General features: G+C 72.3%; 7 protein-coding genes. All 7 read left to right on the top strand.

From position 1 onward, the window contains the following. Nucleotides 1-17: 17 nt before the first annotated feature. Genes Aru02nite_RS08790 through Aru02nite_RS08760 form a run of 7 tightly spaced genes read left to right on the top strand, consistent with a single transcriptional unit; the run spans nucleotide 18 to nucleotide 12063 of the window. Nucleotides 18-2849: a DOMON domain-containing protein gene (locus Aru02nite_RS08790; protein WP_203656492.1), complete on the top strand. Its 2832-nt coding sequence runs from the start codon at nucleotides 18-20 to the stop codon at nucleotides 2847-2849. Nucleotides 2850-2890: 41 nt separating this feature from the next. Next, on the top strand, nucleotides 2891-4138 hold the full coding sequence (locus Aru02nite_RS08785; RefSeq protein WP_203656484.1) for an enolase C-terminal domain-like protein: 1248 nt from the start codon (nucleotides 2891-2893) through the stop codon (nucleotides 4136-4138). A 51-nt stretch (nucleotides 4139-4189) separates the two neighbouring features. Next, the gene (locus Aru02nite_RS08780) at nucleotides 4190-5542 is read left to right on the top strand and encodes an ABC transporter substrate-binding protein (RefSeq protein ID WP_203656483.1); all 1353 of its coding nucleotides are present in this window, start codon (nucleotides 4190-4192) and stop codon (nucleotides 5540-5542) included. 12 nt (nucleotides 5543-5554) lie between these two features. After that, the gene (locus tag Aru02nite_RS08775) at nucleotides 5555-6457 is read left to right on the top strand and encodes a carbohydrate ABC transporter permease (RefSeq protein WP_203656482.1); all 903 of its coding nucleotides are present in this window, start codon (nucleotides 5555-5557) and stop codon (nucleotides 6455-6457) included. Then, on the top strand, nucleotides 6454-7380 hold the full coding sequence (locus Aru02nite_RS08770) for a carbohydrate ABC transporter permease (RefSeq protein ID WP_203656481.1): 927 nt from the start codon (nucleotides 6454-6456) through the stop codon (nucleotides 7378-7380). The genes Aru02nite_RS08775 and Aru02nite_RS08770 overlap by 4 nt, the downstream gene beginning before the upstream one ends. Further along, complete coding sequence (locus Aru02nite_RS08765) at nucleotides 7377-11285, top strand: hypothetical protein (RefSeq protein WP_203656480.1); 3909 nt, start codon at nucleotides 7377-7379, stop codon at nucleotides 11283-11285. Before Aru02nite_RS08770 ends, Aru02nite_RS08765 begins: the two co-directional genes overlap by 4 nt. Next, on the top strand, nucleotides 11278-12063 hold the full coding sequence (locus Aru02nite_RS08760) for an NAD-dependent epimerase/dehydratase family protein (RefSeq protein WP_203656479.1): 786 nt from the start codon (nucleotides 11278-11280) through the stop codon (nucleotides 12061-12063). The genes Aru02nite_RS08765 and Aru02nite_RS08760 overlap by 8 nt, the downstream gene beginning before the upstream one ends. The last annotated feature ends 77 nt before the right edge of the window (nucleotides 12064-12140 follow it).

The following is a 12140-nucleotide window of genomic DNA, read 5'->3' as shown; positions in this document are numbered from 1 at the left end:
CGCACGGAGGTCCGCTCATGTCCGACACCACCCCCCGAGGCATCACCCGACGCACGACCATGGCGTACGGTGCGGCGCTGGCCGCCGGCGCCGCCGTGGCAGGTACGTTCTCCCCCGCCGGTACGGCTTCGGCCGCGGCCGCTCCGACCGTCACGTTCGCGTTCTCCGACCCCGCCGGCCTGTACGTGGTGGACGGTTCCGGCCAGGCGAAGCCGGAACTGGTCGTCACGGTCACCAGCGCGGCGGCGCTGTCCGGCACCGTCACGTGGGCGGTGCTCGCCCGCGGTACCGAGCTTGTCCACAATGGACAGACGGCGTTCGACGCGCCCGCCGGCAGTCCGGCCGCGACCACGATCGCCCTCGGCGCCCTCGGCGTCGACCACTACGCCGTCACCGTCACGGTCACCGACCGGTCCGGTACGCAGCTCGCCACCACCCGGCTCGGCCTCGGCGTACTGCGGCCCGCGGTGTCGGGGCTGCGGCCGGGATCGGCGTTCGGGCTGGGGATCCGGCCCGAGTCGTCGCCCGCCATCACCAAGCGGATCGCGCAACTGATGGGCGTCAAGTGGACCCGCGGCGTCATCTCCGTACAGCCGGACACGGTGTGCCCGTCGCCCGGCGTGTTCTGGGGACAGTCCGCGATCGACGTGGCGCGCGCCGAGATCGCCGAGTGGCGCGGGTACGGCATCGAGCCGCTCGGGTTCATCAACTACAACATGTCCTGGAACGTCGAACCCGGCCCGAACGGACCGGTGCAGGTGTACCAGAACCGGCCGCACGACCTGGCCGCGCACGCCGAGATGGTCTACCACGCGATCGCCCCGCTCCAGGACCTCGTGAAGTACTGGGAGCTGTGGAACGAGCCGTGGGTGCACGGCTGGGCGTGGATGACCGGCGACGCGCAGGACTACCGGGACATGGTCAAGCTCATCTGGGACCGGGTGAAGCCGGACTTCCCCGACGTCAAGCTGATCGGCGGCGGTTCGGTCACCTACAACCGCGACATCGTGTACGCCAAGGGATCCACCGACACCGGGTACATCGACGGTTCCGTGAACCACGCGTACGGCTACCCGGACGCGACGCAGTACGCGATGACGAAGACGCAGATCAAGCTGGACAAGCAGGGCTCCCGCTCGGGCGGCTCGGGCGGGCAGTGGCAGACCGAGCTGGGTACGAACCCGACCGCGTCCTTCCCGCACCTGCCGAAGGAGGAGGCGAACTACGCGGTCGCGCGCACCGTCGCCCCGACGTACCTGCTGCACATGTTGGCGGGAGCGGAGGAGAGCTCGCCGATCCGGGTCTTCTGGTTCTCGTTGTCGTACGACAAGAAGTACTCCGGGCAGGAGTTCAACATCTACGACATCGCGACGAGGACGCCGCTGCCGGCGGTGACCGCGTACGCGGCGATGACGAGCCGGCTGGAGGACGCCGACCTGCTGACCGAGCTGTACCCGGACTCGCGGTCGACGTGGGGCTTCCTGTTCCGCGCCAAGGACGGCAGCGGGCGGGCGGCGGTGTACGCGGACCAGATCTGGGACGGCACCGACGAGCACCCGGCCGCCGGCTACCACGGCACGCTCACGCTGCACGACGCGTACGGCATCCGGGTGTACGACTACCTGGGGCGGCAGCTCGCCGACGGGAGGTCGAGCACCGTCACGCTCGCCGTCAACGCCTGGGAGGTCCTCTACTTCGAGGGCACCCGCACGCCCGACGCCCTGCGCGACGCGCTCACCACCAACGCCACCTTCGCGTACGACACGCCGCTGGTGGTGACGCCGCTGTCGCTCGACCGGCCGGTCGGCGCCGGTACGGTGCTCGACGTCCGGGTGGAGAACACGTCGCCGGCGGAAGTCGACGCGATCCTGCGGATGACCGCGCCGGCGGGCTGGACGCTGCAACGCACCGACGTACCGGTGCTGAAGCTCGCGCCCGGCGAGCAGCGGACCGTCCACTTCCCGGTCACGGCGTACCAGGTGGACGGGCACAACCAGTACCAGGTGGGGTGGCGGGCGACGTTCCCGCGGCGGCCCGGACTCACCCAGCGCGGCACGCAGACCGTACGGGTCGCGCACATGCCGTACCGGACGATCACGGTGGGCGGGGACGCCGCGCAGTGGGCGACGGTCGTGCCGGTGACGATGACGAGCGTGTCCGCCACCGGCGACCGCAAGGACTACGTGTTCCGCTCCGCCTGGGACGACACCAACTGGTACCTGCGGGCGGAGATCGACGACGACCTGCACGTGGCGAACGATCCGTTTCCCCGCAACAGATACCTGTTCCCGTTCAAGGCGGACAGCATCCAGCTGGCGTTCGACGTCGTCGCCGACAAGACCGAGGACCTGCTCGCCGGCGACCCGCACCACGACAAGTGCCTGCGCTCCCTGTCCCACCTGTACGTGGCGACGCTGGCCAAGGGTGGCGTGCCCGAGCTGCACCGGCAGTGCGCGCCCGGCACCAACTACCAGACGTACTACCCGACCAACGCCGACCTGCCGACACCGCTCGGCCCGATGGACGCGCACCCCACGTCCGGTACCGAGGGGCGGGTGCAGATCACCCGGGACGAGACCGCGAAGCGCACCACGTACGAGATCGCGATCCCGTGGACGCAGCTGCCCGAGGTGGCCGCCAAGCTCCCCGGCCTGAAGCCGGGTGACGTACTGCCGCTGGCGTTCGCGCCGCAGGTGACCGACGCCGGTACCGGCGGGCACGGCGCCACGTACTGGACCGCGCAGCAGGAGGCGCCCGCCTCCGGCTGCTACAACTTCGCCCCGTTCTGGGGCACCGGCGCGCAGTTCTCCGGCGGGCGCATCGACACCCGCTGGGGCATCGGCCGCTGAGCCACGTCGAACCCTTGCGGCACAACGGAACCGAGGTCACCGTGTACACCACCGAACCACCCTGGGCGGCGCCGTCCGGCACCCGGATCACCGGCGTACGGGCCGTCGTGACGGCGCCGGCCGGGACGAACCTGGTCGTCGTGCGGGTCGACACCGACGACCCCGGCCTGTACGGGCTGGGCTGCGCCACGTTCACCCAGCGCGCGCTGGCGGTCGCCACGGCGGTCGAGGAGTACCTTGCGCCGCAACTGATCGGGCGCGACCCGGCCGACATCACCGACATCGCCGGCACCCTGCACGTCAGCGGGTACTGGCGGTTCGGGCCCGTCCTCAACAACGCACTGTCCGGTGTGGACATGGCGCTGTGGGACATCAAGGGCAAGCAGGCGGGACTGCCGGTGTGGCAGTTGCTCGGCGGCCGCTGCCGCACCGCGGTCCCGCTCTACTCGCACGCCGCCGGCCGGGACGCCGCCGAGGTCGCCGACGAGGTCCGCGAACACCTCGCCGCCGGCTACCGGTACGTGCGCTGTCAGGTCGGCGTACCCGGCGCCGGCACGTACGGTGCGCCGAGCGCGGACGCGACGGCCCCGCGGTCCACGCCGCTGGCCGCCAACGCCTGGGATCCCGCCGCGTACCGGCGGACGGTGACCGGGTTGTTCGACTCGCTGCGCCAGGACCTGGGCGACGAGGTCGAGCTGATCCACGACGTCCACGAGCGGGTGCACCCGACCGACGCGGTCGGCCTCGCGCAGGACCTCGAACCGTACCGCCTGTTCTACCTGGAGGACCCGGTCGCGCCGGAGGACCTGGACTGGCTGCGCCGGCTGCGCGCCCGGACCAGTACGCCGATCGCGATCGGGGAACTGTTCACCCACCCGGCCGAGTACCGGCCGCTGGTCGCGGAACGGTTGTGCGACTTCGTCCGGGTGCACGTGTCCGCGATCGGCGGCATCACCCCGGCGTGGCGGCTCGCCACCACCTGCGACCTGTTCGGCGTGCGTACCGCGTGGCACGGCCCGGGGGACGTGTCGCCCGTCGGGCACGCGGCGAACCTGGCGCTGGACCTCGCCAGCCCGAACTTCGGCATCCAGGAACAGCACCTGTTCGACCCGCGGGTACGCGAGGTGTTCCCGGGGTGCCCGGAGATCCGCGACGGGCACCTGTGGCCGAGCGACGCGCCGGGCCTCGGCGTCGACCTCGACGAGCGGCGCGCCGCCGAGTACCCGCCGGTCGCGCCGGGCGCGTGGACGCCGCCCCGCCGTACCGACGGCGCACTGCAACGACCCTGACCGCCGTCGACGACCGACGGCGCGTACGCCAGATCCGTGAAGGAGCCTCGGATGAGACCCCGTATCCCCCGGCGGCCGCTGGCCGCCCTGCTCGCCGGCGCCTGCGTGGCCGCCGGGCTGGCCGGCTGCACGGTCGGCGGTTCCGCCGCCAGTGCCGACAAGCAGACCCTGACGATCGCCGAGTGGACCAACCCCGGCGCGATCGAGTTCACCAAGGAACTGAACAAGCAGTTCGAGAAGCAGCATCCCGGCGTCACCGTCAAGCTCCAGCAGGCGCCCACCGCGAACGGCGCCTGGGGGCAGCTGTCCAACAGCCTGCTCCAGTCCAGGTCGGTCGACGTGATGGCGCAGTTCGCGCCGACGCAGGCCGGCTTCGCCCCGGCGTACACGAAGATCGCGCCGGCCGGGCCCGCGGCGCTGATCGCGGCGGACAAGCTGGTGGACCTGAAGAACCAGCCGTTCATGAAGAACTACGACCCGACCATGCAGGCCGCGGCGGTCGGCCACAACGGCGGCGTGTACGGCGTGCTGGCCGCGGAGTACGTTGCGGCGGGCGCGATCTGGTACAAGAAGGACCTGCTCGCCAAGTACGGGCTCCAGGTGCCGACCACGTACCAGGAGTTCATCGCGGTGTGCGACACGTTGAGGAAGAAGGGCGTGACGCCGATCTTCGTCGCCGGCAAGGACGGCATGCAGGGCGGCGTCTGGCAGGGCATCGTCAACCAGGTCCTGATGAAGGGCAAGCGGGCCGGTGACGCCACGACGGTCTCCCACGACCGCGCCGTGGCGTTCTGGAAGGGCCAGCAGTCCTGGAACGACCCGGTCTACCGGGACGCGACCGCCCGGTACCAGAAGGTCATGCGCTACATCGAGCCGTCGGCGTCGGGTGTCGCGCAACAGACCGCGCCGGGCGTGTGGGCGGCGAAGGCCGACGACTACGCGTTCCTGCTCGACGGGTCGTGGGACGGGCTGACCATCCAGCAGGCCAACCCGAAGCTCAACCTCAGCTTCTTCAGCTTCCCCGGTACGGACTCCGCGGCCGACAACCGGGTCGCCATCAAGCCGGACCTGACCTGGGTCGTACCGACCACGGCGCCGAACCGGAAGCTCGCGATGGAGTGGCTGAGCCTGTTCTCCCAGAAGGAGAACTACCAGAAGTGGCTCGCCAGTACGGGATCGGTGTCGACGCAACCGGGCCTGTCCAACACCGGGCTGCCGTGGATGGACTGGCTGAACGCGCACGGCTCGGACTCGTTCCCGATCCTGACGAACCCGTGGATCCCGGCAGGTGCGGCGATCGACGCCGCCGGGCCGGACTTCAGCAAGCTGGCGCCGATCGGTTCGGACAGCGCCGACACCATCCTCAAGCGGTCCGCCGCGGCGTACCGCAAGTCCGTCGGTTAGGAGGTCACCGGCGTGCCACGCTGCCTGTTCGGAACGAACCGGACCCGCCGGTGGATACCGTGGGCGAGCATCGCGATCCCCGGCGCGGGATGGCTGCTGTTCGGCCTGTACCCGTCGCTGGCCACGATCGGCTACTCCTTCACCCGGTACTCGGGCCTGCCGGGCACGCCGCTGAACGTCTGCGGGACGTGCAACTACACGACCGCGTTCACCTCGCTGTCCGGCGAGGTGTGGGGATCGATCGGGGTCACGCTCACGTACGTGGTGGGCGTGACCGTCGCCCAGACCGCGGTCGGGCTCGGCCTGGCGCTGCTGCTCAACCGCCGCAGCCGCGCGTACACGGTGTACCGGGCGCTGATCTTCATGCCGCAGATCTTCTCCGTCGCGGTGGTGGGCGCGATCTTCGCGCTGATCCTCGACCCGTTCACCGGGCCGGCGGAGAAGATCCTGCACGGGCTGTTCGGGGTGACGTCGTCGTTCCTCGGCTCGAACGGTCTGGCCCTGCCGCTCGTGATGGCGGTCAACGTGTGGATGTTCGCCGGGTACACGATGCTCATCTACATCGCCGGCCTGCGCAACATCCCCTCCAGCGTGTACGAGGCGGCGGCGCTCGACGGCGCCGGCCGGCTGCGGATGTTCTGGCACATCACCTGGCCGCTGCTGGCGCCGGCCACCACGGTCACCGTGTTCCTGACCGCGATGGGCTCGCTCGGCGAGTACGCGCTGGTTCTGGTGTTGACGGGCGGCAACTTCGGCACCCGGACGCTCGGGCTGTACATGTTCACGTCCGCGTTCAACGCCGGCACCAGCCAGCTCGGGTACGGCTCGATGCTGGCGATGCTCCAGTTCGTCCTCACCGTCGTGATCGGCGGGAGCCTGCTGTTCCTCCTCCGCCGACGGGAGATCCAACTGTGACGGCGCTGTTGACCCGCCCCACCCGTACGCCGGCGCCGGTGCAGCGGCGGCGGTGGACCGCCGCGCGCGTCGCCCGGCTGGTACGGGGAAACCTGCTGTGCTTCGTGATCGCCGCGGGACTGTTCGCACTGCCGCTGGTGTACATGTTCCTGCAGGCGTTCAAGACGTACCCGGAGTTCCTGCAGGATCCGACGGGGATGCCGACGTCGTGGACGCTGGCCAACTTCGGCGCCGCGTGGGAACAGGGCGACTTCGGCCGCGAGATGCTCAACAGCCTGGTGTACGCGGTCATCCCGGACACGGTCACGCTGATCCTGGGCGTCTTCCTGGCGTTCCCGATCTCGCGCGGCTGGTTCCGGCACTCGAACCTGCTGTACACGTTCTTCATCTTCTCCGGGTTCCTGCCCGGCGGGCTGATCCCGCTGTTCATCGAGGCCCGGATCCTCGGGCTGTACAACTCGATGCCGGGATACCTGGTGCTGACGAGCCTGTCCGGCGCCGGGTTCTTCTTCTTCGTCGGCTACATCAAGGGGATCCCGCGCGAGATCGACGAGGCCGCCGTCCTCGACGGCTGCGGGTACGTGCGGTTCATCTTCCGGATCATCATCCCGCAGATGCGGCCGGCGCTCGCCACGTTCGCGATCTTCGGGTTCGTGCACGCGTGGAACAACCTGATCCTGCCGCTGGTGATGCTGTCCGACGCGTCGCTGTGGCCCGTCACCCGCGGCCTGTACTCGTTCTTCGGCGAGCACACGCAGAACTGGCCGCTCATCGCCGCCGGTACGTTCATCGTCGCGGCGCCGATCCTGGTGCTGTTCGTTGCGCTGCAACGGCATCTGGTGGCTGGCGTGGCCGGCGGCGCCAGCCTCGGCACCCAGGGCGTGGCCGCGGGTACCGCGGTGGAACAGGGGGCCGACCGGTGACGCTCTGGGCCGCGGGCGCCGACCGGGTCACGTTCCGGCTGCGCGACCGGCTCGACCATCCGGAGTTCAGCTGGCCGCGCACCCTGCTGCGCTGGCCGGTCCGCTGGGAGACTCCCTCGGTACGCCCGGACGAGTTGCGGTTGAGCCGATCCGGCGTACCGGTGCCGTTCCAGCTGTCCGCGGTGGAGTACGCCGGGGAGCTGGTGGCTGCGGCGGACGTGGAGTTCTTCGGCGCGCTGGAACCGGGGCAGGCGCTGGCGTACACGCTGACCGCGGACGCGTCGGCACCGGTGGCGCGGGCGGCGGCGCCGGTCACCGCCGTCGAGGACGGTGCCACGATCGTCGTCGACACCGGCACGCTCCGGGTACGGCTGCCGCGCGCGCTGACCGGTGGCGTGGCGCCGGGGCCGGTGATGCAGCTCGACCGGGGCCGCGGCTGGGTCGGCCGGTCGCGGGTGACCGGTGCGGTGGAACGGATCGACACCCGGGTCGTCGAGTCCGGTCCGCTGGCCGCGACGTACGAGGTGGGCTACCGGTTCGCGGGCGGTGGCCGGTGGCGGGTGACGGTGCGCTGCGTCGCCGGGTACGACTTCGTCGACGTGGCCGAGGAGATGACCGGCCTCGCCGCCGCCTGGGAACTGGACTGGACCGGGTTCGCCCCGACGCACCGCTTCTCGTCCACCTGGCCGTACTCGCAGGACGCCGACGACCACGCCGATCCCTGCTCGCCGGAGACGTACCGGTGGGTGGGGATCGACGAGCCGGTCGTGGTCCCCGACAGCGGCGAGGATCCGGCGTTCGCCGGACCGGGCCGCATCGAACGACCCGACGTCGACTTCGCCTTCCGCGTCGCGCCGTACGCCCCGGCGTACGCCTGGGACATCCGGCCACACGCCACGTTCTGGGACGTGGCCGGCGACAGCGTCGGCGTGTTCGTCCGGGACGCCGCCGCCTGGGACGACCGCGAGTACGCGACATGGGCGTCGTCGGACACCCTCGCCCTGCACTTCCGGTACGACGGGGTGCTGCGCTGGCGCTGGCCGCTCGCCACCGGCACCCGGCGTACCGGGATCGCCTGCTACGACCACGATCTGGACCGCCGGGTACTCGCCCGGCAGCCGGTGCACGCCGCCGCCCTCGCCGACCGGTACGGGCTGGACGCGGAGACGGCGCGGCGCGCGACCACGTACCAGACCACGTACACCCGGCAGCTGCACCACTGGCACGGCGTGCTGGACCTGAACCGGGTCAAGGACTGGCACCTCGCGTACGCGGGGCGGCGGCCCGCGCCGCTGTGCCGGGAGGGCGCGATCACCGACCCGGACGCGTTCCTCACCGAGCTGTTCACCGGTGAGGGGCCGCGGCTGATCGCGCACGGTGTCAACGAGATCGGCGGGTACAGCAACATCGGCCAGCGCCCGCTGTACGACCGGCTGCTCGACGCGTACGACCGGCTCGGCGCGCGGCTCACCGCCGGCCAGCGGGCCCGGGTCGACGCGCTGCTGCTGCTCACCGCGTACGTGTCGGCCGGCGAGGAGATCGCGCCGATGCGCCGGATGCTCGCCGGCCACCCGAACTTCCTCGCCGACGGCAAGGCCGCGCTCGGCTGCCTCGCCTGGCTGTACCCGGAACATCCGGCGGCGCGGGACTGGCGGGACCAGTTCGCCGCGTTCGTACGCCTCAGCGGCACGTTCCACACCCGGCCGGAGCTGCCCGGCAGCCACGGCGGCCGGTGGACCGAGAGCCTCGCCACGTACGTCTGGGCGTACCTGCGGCCGGCGGCGCTCGGTGCCGCGCTGGGCCGGCGCGCCGACGGCGTGGAGCGGCTCGCCACCCCGGAACTCGCCGCGGTCGGCGCGTGGCTGGTGGACGCCCTCACCGCACCGCTGCGAACCAGCGCCGACGGCGGGCGGCTGCGGATGCACCCGCCGCAGGGCGCGCACGCGTACTGGCCGCGGCGGATCCCGATCGAGATGCGGCTGCTGGCCGAACACCTGCGCCGGTACCGGCCGCTCGTGGCGGAACACCTGCTGTGGGCCGCCGACGACGGCGGGCACAAGCTCGACCTGCCGCCCGGCGAGCCCGACGCCTGGCGCGTACTGCGCGGTCCGGCCACCGACCGCGGCACCAACCCGCGGCTGCGCAGCGCCGCGTACACCGGGTACGGGGTGGTGCTGCGGGCCGGCCTGGACACCCCGGCCGAGGTGTCCGTGCACCTCCAGCAGACCGACCGCGGACCGAACTACCGGTGGGGCATCGCCGACGACAACGGCTCCGGCCACCTCTACTACTACGCCGACGGGCACTCGTACAGCGGGCACGGGCCGGAGGACGCGGGCGACCGGCGGGTACCCGACGCCACGTTCGTCACCTCCTGCGGCATCTGGCACGACGGCCGGATCCGGTCCATCGGGCCGAACGCGCTCGACCGGCCGCTCGTCGACCTGACCGCCGCCCAGTACGCGCGGATCACGCCGGCGGCCGACAACCCGGTGCACGGCCGGTACCTGGGCCGCAGCGTGCTGCTCGTCGGCACCGACTACCTCGTCACGTACGACGCGGTGGCGGGGGCGCAGCGGCTTGTGTGGACGTGGGTCACCCAGACCGCGCCGACCGGGCACGACGCCAACCGCGTCGACCACCCGACCGACCGGATGCCGTTCGTACGGGCGGTGTCCGGGGTCGGCGGGGACGGCGCGGTCAGTACGCCGGTGTCGCGCGGGCTGCGGCTGGAGGGCACGGGCAACGCGCTCGTGGTCGTCAGCCACCGCACCGACCTCACCGTCGACGGCACCCCGTGGGGCGCGCTCGTCACCCACCCGCGCGGCGTCGACCACGTCTTCCGGTACGAGCCGTCCGTGCCGCACCGCCCGCCGACCGTCACGTACGACGCGGACGGGGTGCGGTTCGCGGGGACGGCCGGCGTCGTCCGGCGCCACCACGACGGCGAGCGGCAGCTCGTCCTCGTCGCCGGCACCGAGATCGGCACCGACGAGGTGTCGCTGCACACCGACGACACCCGGCTCGGCATCAGCCTCACGTACCGGGATCCGTTGCGCTGCACCGGAACGTACGACGCGGTCGCCGACACCGCGGTCACCCTGCGCGGCCCCACCCGCGGCACCTGGTACGTCGACGGCACACCGGCCGACGCACGCCGCGACGGCGACGCGCTGACCGTACGGCTGCCCGCGGGGCGGCACCACTGGGAACTCACCACCGGACTCCCCCGGCCCGGCGCCGCCCCGATCCTCCGCACCGAGAACATCGCCGGCGGCGCCCTCGTGCACGTCGGCACGGTCCCCGCCGCCGACCGGTACCACGTGCAGCTCAGCACCGACGGCGGCACGACCTGGCGCACCGTCGGCGACACCGGCGGCGCGCCGTACCGGCTGGGTGGGCTGGCCGACGGGACCACCGTGCACCTGCGCGCCGTCGCCGCCAACGCCGAACACACCGGCCCGCCCGGCGCCGACCACCCGCTGCACGTCACGTCCCGGCCGCCCGAACCCCCCGACGGGCTGAGCCTCACCCTCGACACCGGCCGCGTCACGCTCGACTGGGGCGAGGTGCTCGGCGCCGGCCGGTACCGGGTGCTGCGACGGCGACCCGGCGGCCCGTACACCGAGATCTTCGCCGGGTACGCCCACCGCCACGTCGACCCCGACGCCACCGGCGTCGAACCACCCCGCGACGACCCCGACCGCACCACCGCGCCACCCACCACCATCTACCAGTACGCGGTGGCGGCCGAGAACGGCAACGGCGTCGGCGCACCCTGCCCGCCCGTCGACACCGACCCGCGCGGCTGGCTGCACTGGCAACCGCCCGTCCCGCCCGCGTACCGGGAACGGCACACGTACCACTCGCCGCCGTACACCCCGCAGGAGGCCGACGATGCCTGACACCCGGATCCTCGTCACCGGCGCCGCCGGCCGGATCGGCACCGTACTGCGGGCCGGACTCGCCCGCCCCGGCCGCGTACTCCGGCTGCTCGACGTGGCGCCGCAGCCGCCCGCCGCCCCCGGCGAACCCGTCGAACCCGTCACCGCCTCGTTCCTCGACCCGGACGCCATCGGCGCCGCCTGCCGCGACGTCGACGCCGTCGTCCACCTCGGCGGGCTCGCCGGCGAAGCACCCTGGCCCGACCTCGCCGCCGTCAACATCGACGGCACCCGGCTCGTCCTCGACGCCGCCCGACAACACCACGTACCACGCGTCGTGCTCGCCTCCAGCATCCACGCCGCCGGCTTCCGTACCGCCGGCGACGCGCCCATCGCCGCCGACACCCCACCCCGGCCCGACACGTACTACGGCGCCAGCAAGGCCGCCGTCGAAGCCCTCGGCGCCCTCTTCCACGCCCGGTACGGCACCGACATCACCTGCCTGCGGATCGGCGCGTTCCGGCCACGGCCCGTCACGCCCGCCGACCTCGCCATGTGGCTCTCGTACGGCGACGCGGTGCGGCTCGTCGACGCGTGCCTGACCACCACCGCCGGTGGATACCGGGTGCTGTGGGGCATATCGCGCAACACGCGCCGCTGGTTCACCACCGCGGAAAGCGACGCCATCGGGTACCGGGGCGTGGACGACGCCGAGACGTACGCCGGGGAGATCGGCGCCGGGCCGCCGGAGCGGCTGGTGGGCGGAACCTTCTGCGCGATGCCGCTGGGGCGGGGATGATGCGGGTGACCCGCCGCGCTGTCGGGGCGGGGGACGATGCGGCTGTCCGCCGCGCCGCTGGGCGGAGGGTGTTGCGG

Origin of the sequence: Actinocatenispora rupis, assembly GCF_016861975.1 — a bacterium.
GTDB classification, from domain to species: domain Bacteria; phylum Actinomycetota; class Actinomycetes; order Mycobacteriales; family Micromonosporaceae; genus Actinocatenispora; species Actinocatenispora rupis.
Note: the sequence above shows the minus strand (reverse complement) of the source record. Positions and strands in the feature narration are given on the sequence as shown.